A 15,191-nucleotide genomic window follows, 5' to 3' on the forward strand; every position below is an offset into this window, starting at 1 on the left:
CACCACCAGAAAAGGACGACCCAAGCCTTCCCGATGCAACGCAACAAGCTGCTCTTCGCCACCGTCCTGACCATCCTGCTGACCGCCGGATTCGTCGCCACCAGCGTTATCGGCTACTTCATCGCCGAGGACTCGCTGGAGAAGCAGATCGCCGAGGAAACCCTACCGCTGACCAGCGACAACATCTTCTCCGAGATCGAGCGGGACCTGCTGCGTTCGATCCTCATTTCCTCGTTGATGGCGCACGACACCTTCGTGCGCGACTGGGTGGTCGATGGCGAGGAGGACCCGGAGGCGATCATCCGCTACCTGGCGGAGATCCAGCGGAAGTACGAGACCACCACCGCGTTTTTCGTCAGCGAGGCCAGTCGTCGCTATTACCACCCCGACGGGGTGCTGAAGACCGTCTCGCGCGAGGACTCCGGTGACGCCTGGTATTTCCGCGCCCGGGAGATGAGCGAGCCGTACGAGATCAATATCGACCACGACACCGCCGAACCCAGCCGGCTGTCGATCTTCGTCAATTACCGGGTGGAAGACGAGGCGGGCGACTACATCGGTGTCACGGGCATCGGGCTGGCCGTCGAGACGGTCGCCGAATTGATCGAAAGCTACCAGCGCCGCTACGGCCGCTCGATCTATTTCATCAACCGCGAGGGCGAAATCACCCTGCGCGGCTCCGGGTACGACGGGCCGACCAGCATCCAGGACCGACCCGGGCTGGCCCGCCACGCCACTCGCATCCTCACCAATCCGAGTACCGAATTCGGCTACGTACGCCCCGGAGACGGCAAGGTCTACGTCAACACCCGCCTGATCCCGGAGCTCGACTGGTTCCTGGTGGTGGAGCAACGGGAATCGTCCGCCAATGCCCGATTGCTCAGCACGCTGATCGTCAACATCCTGCTCGCCCTGGGCGTCGCCGCCCTGGTGCTGCTGACCGGCGGCTGGACCTTGCGCAACTACCAGCGACGACTGGAGACCATGGCGACGACCGATCATCTCACCGGGGCGGGCAATCGCGAGGCCCTGGAAGTGCTGTTCGAACAGGCGCAACGCTTCGGGCGCCGCCACGATCAGCCGGTCTCGATCATCAACCTCGACATCGATCGCTTCAAGACCATCAACGACCGCCATGGGCACCAGGCCGGCGACAGGGTCCTGCGCGAGCTTGTGGACACCGTCTCCTCGCAGATACGCGAAGCCGACACGCTTTGCCGCTGGGGCGGTGACGAATTCGTCATCCTGTTGCCGGACGCGACGGCCGAACACGCCCGGCTCACGGCCGAACGCATCCGCGAAGCGGTGGCGCAGCGCAATCGCCTGCCCGAGAGCGAGCAGACATTGACCGTGAGCCAGGGCGTGGCGCAGTGCCGCCCGGGTGAATCCCTCGACAGCCTGCTCCACCGCGCCGACCAGGCGCTCTACCAGGCCAAGCGTGACGGTCGCAATCGGCTCGCCGTCGGCTGATCGGCAGCCCGGCGGCTGGCGGGCCCGGGCGACTCGCAACCACTACCGGTCGGGCTTGTGGCGGTACATGTCGTCGTCGGCGGACTGCATCAGTGCCTCCACACTGCGCCCGTTTTCCGGACAGCAGGCCATGCCGATCGACACGCTGACCCGTGCCTCGCCCTCGTCGAGCTCGTAGGACCGACCGATTTCCTCGCGCAGCTTGTCGATCACCACGCGCGCATCGGAACGACTCGCGCGGCTGATGATCACCACGAACTCGTCGCCAGACAACCGCGCCACGCTGTCGGCCGAGCGCACCTGTTCGCGCAGCCGGTCGGCCACCTGCTGCAGCAATCGATCCCCGGCGGCGTGGCCGAGGCGATCGTTGATCGCCTTGAAGCCGTTGAGATCGAGGTAAAGCAGGCAGAAACCGGTCCCGCCGTAGCGGTGGAATGCCTCGACCGCCCTACCCAGCCGGTCGATGAACAAGCGCCGGTTCGGCAACCGGGTCAGGGCGTCATGGGTCGCGGCCCATTCCAGATCATTCTCCGCGCGCTTGCGCGCGGTGATGTCGATGATCAGGATCAGCACGCTGTCCTCGGTCAGGGACGAGCACCGCCCCTCGTAGTAATTCCGCGTCCCATCGAAATCGAGGTGGTACTGGTAGGTCTGCACCTCGCCGCTCGCCAGCGTCCGCGCAATCACCGCACGGGTCTGTTCGGCCAGTTCCGGCGGCATCACGTCCTCGACAGTCCGCCCCAGAAAGGCCTCCGGCTCGGCCAGCAACGGGATGCCGTCGCCCGGCTCGAAGTCGAGGATGCGCCCATCGGCGTCCATGGTGAACAGCAGGTCGGGGATGGCCTCGATGATCGCGGCATTGCGTCGATGACTCTCGGCCAGGCGGCGCTCGCTGTCGGCCACCTGCGCCAGTGCCGATGCCCGCCGCGCGAACAGCCAGCCGACCACGAACAGCAGCGCCCCGGACACCACTGCCCAGATCAGCAGACGCCAGTGGTGATAGCTGGCGTTTTCCTCCAGCCGCGCCACCACCGGCGCGCGATCCTCGGCGGCCACCACATCCAGCGGCCAGCCCTCGGGCTGATCCAGCGCGAACTGGTATTCGCGGCCGTCCGCTTCGAGCCGGAAGCGTCCGGCAAACGGCGGCGAACCGACGTCGGCCTCCAAGCGGTCGCTGAGCGACTTGGCCGACAGATCCGCCTCGCCAAGCGCCAACAGCGTTTGGCCCTGCCGGTCGGCGAGCAGCGCGGCCAGCCGCCCCCCGCCCGTCACTCGGGCGAGCAGCGCTGCCAGTGCGTCGAGATCGATATAGGCCACCAGCACGCCCCGGAACGTCCCGGCCTCGTCGCGCAGAGCGCGGCTCATCGCCACCACGCGGGTCTCTCCATGATCGATCGGCCGGGAGAGGAACACCTCGTCGGCCGCCGTTCCCTGCTGGGGTTCGAGGTGGGTACGAAAGAACGGCTCTTCGCCAGGCTCGATGTCGAGATCGTCGGCACCCCGCCGCGCGCCCAATGGCTTTCCCAGGCGGCTGCCCCCCTGACCCAGCAACCAGAGATCGTGGACCAGGGTATTGGCGTCGAGGGAAGATTCCATCGCCCGGGCGATCCGGGCAGGTGACTCGCCCAGTCGAGGGACGAGTCGTTCCCCGATCACCCGCAGATCGCGGTCGACGGCATCCAGTTCGCTTTCGACCAGGGTGGCGTGCATCAGGGCCACCAGCCGCGTGCGTTCCTCGACCTGCTCGTCGGCATGCCGTTCGTAACGATCGATCGCCTGCAGACTCGACCAGGCCAGCACCGCGAGGGTCAGCACCCAGATGGCCAGCAGGAGCAGGCCGATACGCACCACCGGCCACGTCATGCGCGAACGCCAGTCCCCTTGCTGCTCCGAGGTGTCGGGGTCTCTGGTCATCCGCCCGAATCCAGCAGACGCACCGTGGCCGCCCCGTCGCGACGGTCGATCACGAACTCGACCTCGACGTACTCGGGCTCGTCGATCATCGGGGAGGGATCGTTGGTGCAGGCACAGCCGGCGACCACGCTGGTGAAGAACAGACCGGCATGAATCCGGATCCGGTCCGGTCCGATTCGGCTGCGGATCACCATGGCCGAGAGGGCATCGCCGGTCACGACGCTGCCTCGCGACATGCCCTGTTCCAGGGGCAGTTCATCCGGGGACAGTGCCGAGATCTCGGCCTTGAACGTCGCCTCCAGGGTCTCCCGCGTGGAGCCGGCGGTTTGCGGCAGGTGCAACATGGTCGCCTCCTTCGGCCGGATAGTGCGCAACCCTGCCTCGACTGTAGCGCATGGAACCGGGGCCAACGCGCTCGAACGGCGCTAAAACCATTCGTGGTCTAGCCTTTATCGTCGCTATCCGAATCGGGCGGCCCGAACGACGGGCCGATGGGCAAACGCTAACCCTTTCGCCGAAGCGGCCGATACGGAAAGTGAGTTACCCAGTGAAATCGTCACGCATCGGCCGGGCTACGCCGGCAACCGATTCGATACAGGAGTCCCGTTATGAGCAACCTGCCCATCGGCACCCGCCTTGGTCTTGGTTTCGGCCTATTGACCTTGCTGATCGTTCTGATCGCCGGGTCGGTATGGCTGCAGTACGGCCAGGTGCGCGAGGCCCAGGCCATCAATCAGCACAGCTACGAGGTCGTCGAGGAACTGGAAAAACAGATGATCGCCCTGGTCGGGATCGAGAGCGCCCAGCGCGGTTATCTTCTGACAGGAGACGAAAGCTTCCTCGCTCCTTACGAAAAGGCCCGGGAAACGTTCCTGACTCGCAACGACGCCCTCGAGGAACAGACCGCGGACAATCCCCGGCAACAGGAACGGCTGGTGGAAATGGAAAACACCTACCAACGCTGGATCGACGATTACATCCAGCCGGCGATCGATCTGCGCCGCCAGGCTGGGGACCTGGACGACAACGTGCGTGACCGGATCCAGGAGATGAAGGTCGATGCCGAAACCGCCATGCAGACGATGCGCGAGATCGATCACGCCATGATCGAAGAGGAGCACGGCTTGCTCGAGGAGCGGCAAGCGAGGCTCGAACGTGTCGACGCGTTCATGAAGGGCGTGCTGGGCTTCGGCAGCCTGTTCGCCGTGCTGATCGCCGTCCTCGCCGGCCTGTTCATCACTCGTTCCGTGGTGCGTCCCATCCGGCAGGCCGTGGACATCGCACACCATGTCGCCGACGGTGACCTGTCCATCACACCGACCTCGGATGCCAAGGACGAGACCGGTCAGCTGATCCGTCAGTTGGGGGCGACCGTCAAGCGACTGCGGCAAATGATGGGTGATATATCCAACAGTTCCTCGCAACTGGCGGCGGCCACCGAGGAGATGTCGGCGGTCTCCGAGCAGACCAGGAGCGGTGCGCAGAAACAGCGCGACGAGACCTCGCAGGTGGCCACCGCCATCACCCAGATGAGCAGCGCCGTCGAGGAGATCGCGCGGAACATGCAGAGCGTCAACGACTCGGCCACCGAAACCGACGAGCGCGCCCGGGCCGGGATGGAGGCGATGGACGACAACATGCGCTCCATGCAGTCGCTCTCCGATGACATGCAGCGTGCCGGTGACGTGATCCGCGACGTGAACAAGCACAGCGACTCGATCGGCTCGGTGCTCGACGTGATCGGCGGGATTGCCGAGCAGACCAACCTGCTCGCCCTGAACGCGGCGATCGAGGCCGCCCGCGCCGGCGAGCAGGGCCGTGGCTTCGCCGTGGTCGCCGAGGAGGTGCGCAGCCTCGCCAACCGCACCCAGGACTCGATCGGCGAGATCGAGCAGATGATCGAGAAACTCCAGTCCGGGGTACGCGAGGCGGTGGGCGTGATGGAGCGCAGCAGCGAGAGCGCCCACGACACGCTGGATCGCACCGGCCACACCCAGGGCCTGCTCGACGAGATCGCCCAGTCGGTGCGCCAGATCACCGACCTGTCCACCCAGGTGGCCAGCGCGGTGGAGGAGCAGACCGCCGTGACCGAGGAGATCAACCGCAACGCGGTGAACATCGACCAGGTCTCCCACGAATCGCTGGATGCCATCGACCAGATCAACACGGCCAGTGCCGATCTCGCCCGGCTGGCCTCGCAACTCTCCGGGATGGTGGGCCAGTTCCGCATCGAACGCAGCTAGCCGCTAGAAAAGCGCCAACGACAAAGCCCCGCTCGATGGCGGGGCTTTCTGGCGGCCAGGGTGGCAGTCCCTAGAACATGGTGACGGGGTGATACCCCTGGGCCTGCCAGCCGATCATCGACACGAAGCCGTCACCGGTCAGCTCCAGGCCATCGAACAACGTGTCGTTGTCGACCCCGAACACCTCGGTGGCCACGGCACAGACTTCCAGGCGCACGCCGAGTTCGGCCAGCTGCTCCACCTCGGACTCGATGCGCATCAGGATGGCGGGGTCGACCGTCTCCTCGTCCGCCTCGGTGGTCAGGAACTGCACCGTCGGACCGATGAAGACGATCACCAGGTCCGGGTCCAGTCCCTGGCGCTCGAAGTTCGCGTGGGTGCCGCGGATGATCTCCAGGTAGAAGGCGGTCTTTTCCGCCTCGGTGAAGTCGATCTGGAAAACGCCCTTGGCCTCTTCCACACCGGCGAGCGCCGCCGTGTCGTCGATGGGTTCGGCGGCCTGTACCGACAGGGGCATCGCGAGGGCCAGCACCGCGGCGGTCAGAAAGGATTGGATCGTGCGCTTGATCATGGGAACACTCCGTTTCGCCTGAATGGGAACACCGGCAGACTCGGGATAGTTAGCCAGCTATCGAAGTGTAACCGGGCCGTGGCCCCAACGCTCAAAGAAATCCCGCGATCAACGCCAGCATCACGATCGCGCCGAAGACGTTGTTGCGCCGGAAGGCGAGCACGCAATCGCCGAGCTGACGGCTGCGCGCGGTGCGCAGGATCCAGGCGGCCGACACCGCCGCCACGCCCAGCCCGATGAAATAGCCGACGGACAGATCGACCATCCAGCCCACCCCGACCAGCCAGGCCAGCGTCCAGAGGTAGGAAAGCGACACGGCGACCAGGTCGAATCGACCGAACAGGATCGCCGAGGACTTGACCCCGATCTTGAGGTCGTCCGGCCGATCGGCCATCGCATAGAGTGTGTCGTAGGCCAGCGTCCAGCCGATATTGGCCAGAAGGAGCAGCCAGGCCACCGGCGCGACCTCGCCGTGGTGGGCGGCAAAGGCCATCGGGATCGCCCAGCCGAAGGCCAGCCCCAGGTGCACCTGGGGCAGATGATGAAAGCGCTTGCCGAAGGGATAGGTCGCCGCGAGGACCACCGCCACCACGGAGAGTGCGATGGTGGTGGCATTGAGCTGCAGCACCAGCAGAAACGAGACGCCCACCAGGGCGGCGAACACGCCCAGCGCCTCGCGCGGACGGATCCGCCCGGTGGCCAGGGGCCGCCCGCGGGTGCGCGTGACGTGGCCGTCGACGTGCCGGTCGGCGTAATCGTTGATGGCACAGCCGGCCGAGCGCATCGCGATCACGCCCAGCGTGAAGATCAGGAAGATGAAGGGGTCGGGACGCCCCTGCCCGGCCACCCAGAGCGCCCAGTAGGTCGGCCAGAGCAGCAGGAAGATGCCCACCGGCCGGTCCAGCCGGGTCAGGGCGAGGTAGGCACGGGTTTTCTCGGCGATCAGGGACAAGGCGTTACCTTAGAAATCGGAATCGAAACGTCAGATGGAAGATACCAGACCGTCCCGCCCTCCGGCCGCCGTTCGCTGTCCTCTCACCCCTGTTGGCTGCCTGCGCTAGAATGCCGGCCTGCAACCGCCCGATCGAACCCGAGGTTTCCGCATGATCCGCAATTTCCAGTCAACGCTCCCGACCGTGGCCGAGGACTGCTGGGTCGACCCGACCGCGGTGGTGATCGGCGACGTGGTACTGGAGGAAGGCGTCTCGGTCTGGCCCAACGCGGTGCTGCGCGGCGACGTCCAGCAGATCCGTGCCGGGCGGCTGACCAACCTGCAGGACGGCGTCATCGTCCACGTCAATCAGCCCTCGACCGCCCACCCGCAGGGCATGCCCTGCCGCATCGGCGAGGAAGTGACCGTGGGCCACCGCGCCATCCTGCACGCCTGCACGGTCGGCAACCGCGTGCTGGTGGGCATGGGCGCGATCGTCATGGACGACGTGGTGGTCGAGGACGAGGTGATCATCGCCGCCGGCAGCGTGGTCTCGCCGGGCAAGGTCCTGGAGAGCGGCCACCTCTACGTCGGCACCCCGGCCCGCAAGGTCCGGCCGCTCACCGACGAGGAGCGCGCGCACCTGGTCGAGTCGGCACGCTTCTATCGCGAGCTGGCGCAGGATCACCGTGCCAGTGGCTGAGGAACCGCCCTGCTCTCGAGTGCGCTCGTTTACTCGGCCGGCGCCTCTTCGCCGGCTTCCGGCAACGGCTTGAGCCCCAGGATGATCTCGCTGACGTTTTCGCGGAACAGGCCGATGTAGGTACCGGTCGGCAGGTTGCGATCCCCCAGCCACAGGCCGGTCAGCGGGTCGGCCAGGCCGACGGATTCGGGAATGGTCTCGCCGCGATTGGCCTCGAGCCATTCCTTGATCGCGCCGTCACCAGCCCCCGCCACGGAGAACACGTGGGGCGTCTCGTTGCGGTCGATCAACTCGATGGCCTTCTCGCTGTCGGCCTCGTCGGTCACGTCGAGCAGCTCGAAATGGTAGGCCTTGGCGAAGTAGGCGAACACGTCGTTGTCGGTCACCAGCACGCGTTCGCTGCGCGAGACGTCTTCCATCAACCCCTCGGTTTCCCGCATCAGCGACTGGAGCTCGATATTGACCCGCAGGCGGTTGCCCTCGATCTCGCCGGCGACTGACTCGAGACGCTCCTTCAGATGGATCGTCAGGTGGTCGACCGCGTACTGCAGCAGCGACGGGTCATGGTAGGTGTGCGGGTTGACGCCGTCATCCGTCTCGATGTGGCGAAAGTCGGGGATCCGGTCGGTCAGCACCACTCGGTCGGCCTTGTCGCGGGCCTCGGCCGCCTCGATGAACTCCGGCATCAGGCCCAGTCCCTGGTAGATGACCATGTCGGCGGATTCGATCCGTTCCCGATCGTCCTCGTCGAGCGAATACGCAAGCGGCGACTCCTCTCCCTCGAGCACCGTCTCGACCTCGACGAACGAACCGGCAATGTTTTCGACCAGCTCGGCCGTGAAGGACGTGTCGGTCACCACTTGCAGGGTGTCGAGCTCCCGGTCGCCACCGCCGTACTGGAGCACCTCGTCCTGCGCGTGGGCGGCCGGAGCCAGGAAGACGGCGGTCAACGACAGCGTCGCGACACGGGAAAGCCACCGGAAGAATCTCTGCACAACGGGCCTCGTGTGGGTAGTAACGTGGGTCGCAATGAACGTGGCGGATGGTAGAAAGGCACACGGCTTTGCGCAAGGACGGCGCATCGGGAGCATGCTAACGTAAGACCCCGGGAAGGCCTTGACCTTCGCCAGCAAACGGGACCCCAGCATGGCGAGCACCGCGTACGAAGACTACCTGAAAGCGATCTTCAAGCTGGCCGAGCAGTCGCCGAAGGCCGCCGTGAGCACTTCGGCGATCGCCGATCGGCTGGGCATCGCCCGCGCCTCGGTCACGGCCATGCTCAAGCGCCTGCACGCCGACGGGCTGATCCACTACACACGCTACCAGGGCGCGGCACTCACCGATGCCGGCTGGACGATCGCCGTCGACATGATCCGCCGCCACCGGGTGATCGAGACCTTCCTGGCCCAGGATCTCAAGCTGCCGCTGGCCGAGGTCGATGCCGAGGCGGAAATCCTAGAGCACGCCTTTTCCAGCCGCCTGATCGATCGGTTGTGGGACCACCTCGGCCAGCCGGAGTTCGATCCGCACGGCGCACCCATCCCCCGCCCCGACGAGGCGCCGGTCGAGCGGCGCCAGATGGTGGCATTGGGTCACCTGGCCATCGACGAGGGCGCGACGGTGGTCCGGCTGGCGGCCGAGAACGCCGCCGACCTGCGCCGGCTGACCCAGATCGGGCTCCTGCCCGGCCAGTTCGTTCGCCGCCGGGCCAGTCAGCCCGGCTCGGCCGACGTGGTGGTCAGCATCGGTCGAAACGAACGCCCGCTGGCCGCGACGCTGGCCGAGCGGGTCTGGACGATCCGCGCGGCCAGCGAATGACCGGCGAGCACCGAACTCAGTCGAGGAAGCGCTGGCGCGAGGTGAGGAAGGTGTACTCCGAACCCTCGGTCCAGCCGGCCACGTCCCGACGATAGTCGGTCAGCGAGTCGAACACCCGCTTGGCGAACTCGTCCTTCTCGGTGATCTCGGCGAGCACCTCGTTGGATTTCTCGAACAGCGCCTCCATGATCTCGTCGCTGAAATAGCGCAGTTCGACACCGTGCTCGTCGACCAGCGTCTTCAGCGCCCGGTTGTTGCGCGCGGTGAACTCGGCGAGCATGTCGAGCGCCGCGCTCTTGATCGCCCCCTCGACGATCGCCTGCAGGTCCTCGGGCAGCGCCTCGAAGGCCTCCTGGTTGATCAGCGCCTCCATGGTCGCCGACGGCTCCTGCCAGCCCGGCGCGTAGTAGTACTTGGCCGCACGGTGGAAGCCGAAGGCGAGATCGTTGAACGGCCCGACCCACTCGGCCGCGTCGATGGTGCCGTCGTCCAGGGCCTGGAACAGCTCGCCCCCCGGGGTGTTGACCACCGAGACGTCCAACCGGCGCAGCACCTCGCCGCCGATCCCCGGCAGGCGCATCTTCAGCCCCTTGAAGTCCTCGACCGAGTCGATCGGCTTTCGGAACCAGCCGCCCATCTGCGGGCCGGTGTTGCCGCCCGGACGCGGGATGACGCCGTGCGGCTTGTAGAGCTCCTCCCAGAGCTCGATGCCCTCGCCATGATAGAGCCAGCCGTTCATCTCGTTGGCGGTCAGGCCGAAGGGCATGGCGGCGAAAAAGGCCGCCGCCGGCATCTTGCCCTGCCAGTAGTAGGCCGCGCCGTGGCCCATCTCGGCGGTGCCCGCCTTGACCGCGTCGAACACCTCCAGCGCCGGCACCACCTCGCCGGCGCCGAAGACGTTGACCACCAGTCGACCGCCGGACATCTCGTTGATGTACTTGGCGATGTTGTTCGCACCGGTGCCCAGGCCGGGGAAGTTCTTCGGCCAGGTGGTCACCATCTTCCAGCGGATGGGATCGTCCGGGGTGGGACCATCCGGGGTGACCGCCCCGCTCGTCTCCTCGGAATCGTTGCTGCAACCGGAAAGGGCGGTGGCCGCAATGCCGGCGGCCCCGGCCCAGGTGAGAAATTCACGGCGTTTCATGGAAAAGCTCCTTCGGGAAGAATTCAGAAAATCGGATACTGGAAATCAGAAAAAGAGATCAGGATCCACCGAGCTCTGATCTTTCGCATCTGACCTCGCAACCCGCCGTCAGGCGGGCTGCAGATTCGCATACGACAGGATCAGCCACTTCGCGCCGTGCTCGCCGAAGTTGACCTGCACCCGCGCCGAGGCACCGGCACCCTCGCAGTCGAGGATGGTGCCCTCGCCGAACTTGGCGTGGCGGACGGTCTGGCCGATGGTGAAACCGGTCTCGTTCTGCTTGTGCGTGCGTGGCCCCGGCTCGCCCCCCGACCGCTCGGGCCGACGGCCACCGAAGGCGGCGGCCGCCCGGGTCGCGCGGGGCCGGACTTCCTCGACGAGATCCGGCGGCAGCTCGCCCATAAAGCGCGACGGCATGGGGAAGATCTGCTTGCCGTGCAGGCGGCGCGACTCGGCGCAGGTGATGGTCAGTTGCTGTTCGGCACGGGTGATGCCCACGTAGCACAGCCGGCGCTCCTCCTCGAGGCGCCCCGGCTCGTCGATCGACATCTGATGGGGGAACAGCCCCTCCTCCATGCCGACCAGGAAGACGTTCGGGAACTCCAGCCCCTTGGCCGCGTGCAGGGTCATCATCTGCACGCAGTCCTCCCAGGACTCGCCCTGCGCCTCGCCGGCCTCGAGACTGGCGTGGGCGAGGAAGGCCTCGAGCTCGCCCATCTCCTCGGCCACGTCGCGCTCCATGACGTAGCCGCGCCCGGCGTTGACCAGCTCGTCGAGGTTCTCGATCTTCGCCTCGCCGCGTTCGCGGTCGCGGTCCTTCTCGAACAGCGCCCGCAGCCCGCTCTTCTCGATGGTCTTCTCGATGCGCTCGCCCAGCTCGTCGTTGAGGGTCTGCTGGTCGATGGCCTCGATCAGGGTCATGAACTGGCGCAGCGCGCCGGCCGCACGCGGGGGCAATCGGCTCTCCGCCAGCAGGATCAGCGCGGCGTCCCACAGCGAGGCGCCCTGCTCGCGGGCGGCCTGGCGCACCTCGTTGAGCGTCTTGTCGCCGATCCCGCGCGTCGGGCGGTTGACCACCCGGTCGAAGGCGGTGTCGTCGTGGCGGTTGGAGACCAGCTTGAGGTAGGCGAGCGCGTCGCGGATCTCGGCCCGCTCGAAGAAGCGCAGCCCGCCGTAGATCCGATATGGCATCCCCTCGCGGATCAGCGCCTCCTCGAGCAGGCGAGACTGGGCGTTGGAGCGGTACAGCACCGCGCAGTCGGATCGCTGGGCGCCCTCGCGCACGGCGGTGGCGATCTGCTCGACCACGAAGTTGGCCTCGTCCTGGTCGTTGAAGGCCCGGTAGAAGCGGATCGGCGGACCGGCCTCGCCCTCGGTCCAGAGGTTCTTGCCCAAACGCCCCTGATTGCGCGCAATGATGCTGTTGGCCGCCTCGAGGATGGTGCGCGTGGAACGGTAGTTCTGCTCCAGGCGCACCAGGTGGGTTTGGGGAAAGTCGCGCGAGAAGTGCTGGATGTGCTCGACCTTCGCCCCGCGCCAGCCGTAGATCGACTGGTCGTCGTCGCCGACGGCGAAGATGCCGTTGTCCTCGCCGACTAACAATCGCGCCCAGGCGTACTGCAGGGCGTTGGTGTCCTGGAACTCGTCGATCAGCACCTGCCGGAAACGGCGCTGGTAATGGGCGCGCAGGGCATCGTTGCCGCGCAGGAGCTCGGTGGCGCGCAGCAAGAGTTCGGTGAAGTCCACCAGCCCGCTGCGCTCGCAGACGCGCTCGTAGGCCTTGTAGATGACGATCACCTGGTCGCGGATGGGGTCGTCGCCCGGCTGGACATGGCGGGCGCGCAGGCCGTCTTCCTTGAAGCCGTTGATCATCGAGGCGACCAGCCGCGGCGGAAAGCGGTTCTCGTCGAGCTCCGCCTCGCGGATCAGGCGCTTGACCAGCCGCAGCTGGTCGTCCGAGTCGATGATCTGGAAGCCCTCGGGCAGCCCGGCCTCCTTGGCATGCTGGCGCAGCAGGCGGTGCGACAGGCCGTGGAAGGTGCCCACCCACATGCCGTCGACGCCGCGCGGACCGAGTTCCTGCCCGTCGAGCAGGGAGCCCAGCCGACCGCGCATCTCGCCGGCGGCCTTGTTGGTGAAGGTCACGGCGAGCATCGAGTACGGCGAGATGCCCTGCTCGGCGACCAGCCAGGCCATGCGGTGGGTGAGCACGCGGGTCTTGCCCGAACCGGCCCCGGCGAGCACCAGGGTGGCCAGCGAAGGGCTGGTCACCGCCTCGCGCTGGGCGGGGTTGAGGGGGTCGAGAATCGGATCTTGGGACATGGGCGCATTGTACCGGAACCCGCCCGTGAAACAGCCGGCTCAGGGGCATGCCCGGTCCGGCCGCCCCGCCGAGCTGGCCAGCCCCCTATGGGCCGGTGTCACCGCAGAAGTAGCGCTCGGTGCCCAGCCCGTCCATGGCCATGGCGATGCGTTCGATGCCCTGCCGATAGGCGGCCGAGCGCAGGGACTCGCCCTCGGTGACCGCCCGTTCGAACACCAGATCGGCCTGCTGGCCAAGCCGATCTGACAGTCGTCGCTCGATGTCCTCCTCGGCCCAGTAGTCACCCATGCGGTTCTGCACCCATTCGAGATGACTGACGATCACCCCGCCGCTGTTGGCCAGCACGTCGGGGATGATCGTCACGCCGCGCTCGGCCAGCCTGCGATCGGCCGCGTTGTTGATCGGCCCGTTGGCGATCTCGAGGATCGTCGGCGCGCGGATCGAATCGACGTTCTTCTCGGTGATGGCGTTCTCCAGGGCCGCGAGCACCAGCACGTCGACATCCAGGGCCAGCAGGTCCTCGTTGCTGAGCTGCTCGACCTCCACCTCGGAGCAGACGGATTCCTCGCAATAGACCTGCCCCGACAGCTCCGAGGATTCGTGCTTGCGCTCCCAGATCGGCAAGGGATCGAGTCCCTCCTCGCGGTAGATGGCCCCGCGCGAATCGGCGATCGCGACCACCCGGTAGCCGGCGTCGTGCGCCAGGCGCGCAAAATGAAACCCCGCGTTGCCAAAGCCCTGCACGGCGATACGCGGGCGTTCGTCGGCCCGGCCTCGGCGCCGCTCCCAGATATTGAGCACCTGCAACGCGCCGCGACCGGTGGCCGCCGTGCGCCCCAGCGAGCCACCGTGGCCCGGCGGCTTGCCGGTGATCACGCCGCGCTGGTGCCGGCCGGCGGCCTGGCGGTACTCGTCGGCCATCCAGCCCATGATCGTCTCGTTGGTGTTCACGTCCGGTGCGGGAATGTCGCGGTCCGGGCCGATCACGTCGAGCAGCGCGCGGATGTAGCCCCGCGACAGGCGTTCGAGCTCGAGACGCGAGAGCTGCTTGGGATCGACACAGACCCCGCCCTTGGCACCGCCGAACGGCAGATCGACCACCGCGCATTTCACCGCCATCCAGAAGCTCAGCGCCGCGACCTCGTCGCCGGTGACGTTGGGGTGGAAGCGGATGCCGCCCTTGCCCGGCCCGCGGGTATTGTCGTAGAGGGAACGCCAGCCGGTGAAGACCTTGAGCGAGCCGTCGTCCATGCGCAATGGAATTTCCACCTCGACCACCCGGTTGGGTTGGGACAACCGTCGGCGGGCGTCCTCCGAGATGCGCTCGTCGTCCATCAATGGCTTGAGGTGCACCAGCGCATCGGCCAGCAGTCCACCGTTCTTCGTCATCTCGACTTCTCCTTCTCACCAGACCTGTTTCCCTACCCGCGTTTGCCGCGGGCCACTCGACCAGAGCGTAGCAGCGAGCGGCGACGACGATGGTGTCCGATAGCGCCCAGGCCAGGAAACCTCTGCCCGTATCGATATTGTCTCTGCGGGGCCGGGCCCGAACCGTGAAACGTCGCAGCCGTCATGGGCAGCCGTCATGCAAAGGGAGCACTGATCGAAGCGGGCCGCGATTCGATTCGGGAGGTCAAGAAAAAGAAAAAGGGCCAACCATCGCTGGCTGGCCCTTTCGGCAGGATCTGGTGGAGGTGGCGGGAGTCGAACCCGCGTCCGCAAGCCCTACGCTCTCGGTCCTACATGCTTGTCCTGTCTATTGCTTTAACCGAGTACTACCCGACAGGCAGGGAAGATACTCGGCGAGTCCGGTTTGGGTTTTAGTGGATCCACGCCGGACGCGCTTCACCACGAGCTTGTGAGAGTCGACGCCTGGGTTCCGGACGCACAAGCACGGCTCCGGCCAGACGGCACCCTACAGGGTTTTAAGCTGCGAGTGCGTAGTTGTCGTCGTTGGCAACTATTGGTTTTGCAGTTGTTTAACGAGGAGACTACACCTCGGCATGCACCTTGAGTTTCGCGACCCACGTCGAAGCCGTATCACCCCCGGTTGATTGACAGTGTTGGGCCTGTC

Annotated in this window: 12 protein-coding genes and 1 other RNA gene; 4 read left to right on the top strand and 9 right to left on the bottom strand. The window is 66.4% G+C overall.

Annotated features, from left to right (window positions below; all coding sequences use genetic code 11):
• Positions 1–33: 33 nt before the first annotated feature.
• Positions 34–1,470, top strand: coding sequence for a diguanylate cyclase (locus ACLFRM_RS04895; RefSeq protein WP_410754603.1), 1,437 nt, complete (start codon positions 34–36; stop codon positions 1,468–1,470).
• A 42-nt stretch (positions 1,471–1,512) separates the two neighbouring features.
• Here the strand turns inward: ACLFRM_RS04895 and ACLFRM_RS04900 are convergent, their stop codons facing one another.
• A complete protein-coding gene (locus ACLFRM_RS04900; RefSeq protein ID WP_410754604.1) occupies positions 1,513–3,384 on the bottom strand; it encodes a diguanylate cyclase in 1,872 nt (623 codons plus the stop codon).
• Positions 3,381–3,728, bottom strand: coding sequence for a hypothetical protein (locus tag ACLFRM_RS04905; protein WP_410754605.1), 348 nt, complete (start codon positions 3,726–3,728; stop codon positions 3,381–3,383). The genes ACLFRM_RS04900 and ACLFRM_RS04905 overlap by 4 nt, the downstream gene beginning before the upstream one ends.
• A 264-nt stretch (positions 3,729–3,992) precedes the next feature.
• Here ACLFRM_RS04905 and ACLFRM_RS04910 point away from each other — a divergent pair, with 264 nt between their 5' ends.
• Positions 3,993–5,627: a methyl-accepting chemotaxis protein gene (locus tag ACLFRM_RS04910; RefSeq protein WP_410754606.1), complete on the top strand. Its 1,635-nt coding sequence runs from the start codon at positions 3,993–3,995 to the stop codon at positions 5,625–5,627.
• Positions 5,628–5,697: 70 nt separating this feature from the next.
• Here the strand turns inward: ACLFRM_RS04910 and ACLFRM_RS04915 are convergent, their stop codons facing one another.
• Together ACLFRM_RS04915 and ubiA are read right to left on the bottom strand one after the other, a co-directional pair.
• A complete protein-coding gene (locus tag ACLFRM_RS04915) occupies positions 5,698–6,198 on the bottom strand; it encodes a DsrE family protein (protein WP_410754607.1) in 501 nt (166 codons plus the stop codon).
• A 91-nt stretch (positions 6,199–6,289) separates the two neighbouring features.
• Positions 6,290–7,150, bottom strand: a complete 861-nt coding sequence (gene ubiA / locus ACLFRM_RS04920; protein WP_410754608.1) for a 4-hydroxybenzoate octaprenyltransferase — start codon at positions 7,148–7,150, stop codon at positions 6,290–6,292.
• 151 nt (positions 7,151–7,301) lie between these two features.
• Here ubiA and ACLFRM_RS04925 point away from each other — a divergent pair, with 151 nt between their 5' ends.
• Entirely contained in the window at positions 7,302–7,832 is a 531-nt protein-coding gene (locus ACLFRM_RS04925; protein ID WP_410754609.1) for a gamma carbonic anhydrase family protein, read from the top strand.
• A 29-nt stretch (positions 7,833–7,861) separates the two neighbouring features.
• On the opposite strand, the gene ACLFRM_RS04930 is transcribed toward ACLFRM_RS04925, so the two are convergent.
• The gene (locus ACLFRM_RS04930) at positions 7,862–8,827 is read right to left on the bottom strand and encodes a metal ABC transporter solute-binding protein, Zn/Mn family (protein WP_410754610.1); all 966 of its coding nucleotides are present in this window, start codon (positions 8,825–8,827) and stop codon (positions 7,862–7,864) included.
• A 151-nt stretch (positions 8,828–8,978) separates the two neighbouring features.
• Here ACLFRM_RS04930 and ACLFRM_RS04935 point away from each other — a divergent pair, with 151 nt between their 5' ends.
• Positions 8,979–9,650, top strand: a complete 672-nt coding sequence (locus ACLFRM_RS04935) for a metal-dependent transcriptional regulator (RefSeq protein ID WP_410754611.1) — start codon at positions 8,979–8,981, stop codon at positions 9,648–9,650.
• Between the two features lie 16 nt (positions 9,651–9,666).
• Here the strand turns inward: ACLFRM_RS04935 and ACLFRM_RS04940 are convergent, their stop codons facing one another.
• The 4 genes from ACLFRM_RS04940 to ssrA form a co-directional block, all read right to left on the bottom strand.
• On the bottom strand, positions 9,667–10,794 hold the full coding sequence (locus tag ACLFRM_RS04940) for a TRAP transporter substrate-binding protein (protein ID WP_410754612.1): 1,128 nt from the start codon (positions 10,792–10,794) through the stop codon (positions 9,667–9,669).
• Positions 10,795–10,902: 108 nt separating this feature from the next.
• A complete protein-coding gene (gene uvrD / locus ACLFRM_RS04945) occupies positions 10,903–13,116 on the bottom strand; it encodes a DNA helicase II (protein ID WP_410754613.1) in 2,214 nt (737 codons plus the stop codon).
• 85 nt (positions 13,117–13,201) lie between these two features.
• A complete protein-coding gene (locus tag ACLFRM_RS04950) occupies positions 13,202–14,506 on the bottom strand; it encodes a Glu/Leu/Phe/Val family dehydrogenase (RefSeq protein ID WP_410754614.1) in 1,305 nt (434 codons plus the stop codon).
• A 297-nt stretch (positions 14,507–14,803) separates the two neighbouring features.
• Positions 14,804–15,165, bottom strand: a transfer-messenger RNA (tmRNA) gene (gene ssrA, locus ACLFRM_RS04955).
• Positions 15,166–15,191 lie beyond the last annotated feature (26 nt).

The organism is Guyparkeria sp., from assembly GCF_046540515.1.
In the GTDB taxonomy this organism is placed as follows: domain Bacteria; phylum Pseudomonadota; class Gammaproteobacteria; order Halothiobacillales; family Halothiobacillaceae; genus Guyparkeria.

Excerpts from the sequence above, each read along its gene's own strand:
- uvrD (WP_410754613.1), bottom strand. The coding sequence starts at position 13,116 with ATGTCCCAAGATCCGATTCTCGACCCCCTCAACCCCGCCCAGCGCGAG.
- ACLFRM_RS04950 (WP_410754614.1), bottom strand. The coding sequence starts at position 14,506 with ATGACGAAGAACGGTGGACTGCTGGCCGATGCGCTGGTGCACCTCAAG.
- ACLFRM_RS04895 (WP_410754603.1), top strand. The coding sequence starts at position 34 with ATGCAACGCAACAAGCTGCTCTTCGCCACCGTCCTGACCATCCTGCTG.
- ACLFRM_RS04935 (WP_410754611.1), top strand. The coding sequence starts at position 8,979 with ATGGCGAGCACCGCGTACGAAGACTACCTGAAAGCGATCTTCAAGCTG.
- ACLFRM_RS04915 (WP_410754607.1), bottom strand. The coding sequence starts at position 6,198 with ATGATCAAGCGCACGATCCAATCCTTTCTGACCGCCGCGGTGCTGGCC.
- ACLFRM_RS04910 (WP_410754606.1), top strand. The coding sequence starts at position 3,993 with ATGAGCAACCTGCCCATCGGCACCCGCCTTGGTCTTGGTTTCGGCCTA.
- ACLFRM_RS04925 (WP_410754609.1), top strand. The coding sequence starts at position 7,302 with ATGATCCGCAATTTCCAGTCAACGCTCCCGACCGTGGCCGAGGACTGC.
- ACLFRM_RS04905 (WP_410754605.1), bottom strand. The coding sequence starts at position 3,728 with ATGTTGCACCTGCCGCAAACCGCCGGCTCCACGCGGGAGACCCTGGAG.
- ACLFRM_RS04900 (WP_410754604.1), bottom strand. The coding sequence starts at position 3,384 with ATGACCAGAGACCCCGACACCTCGGAGCAGCAAGGGGACTGGCGTTCG.
- ACLFRM_RS04940 (WP_410754612.1), bottom strand. The coding sequence starts at position 10,794 with ATGAAACGCCGTGAATTTCTCACCTGGGCCGGGGCCGCCGGCATTGCG.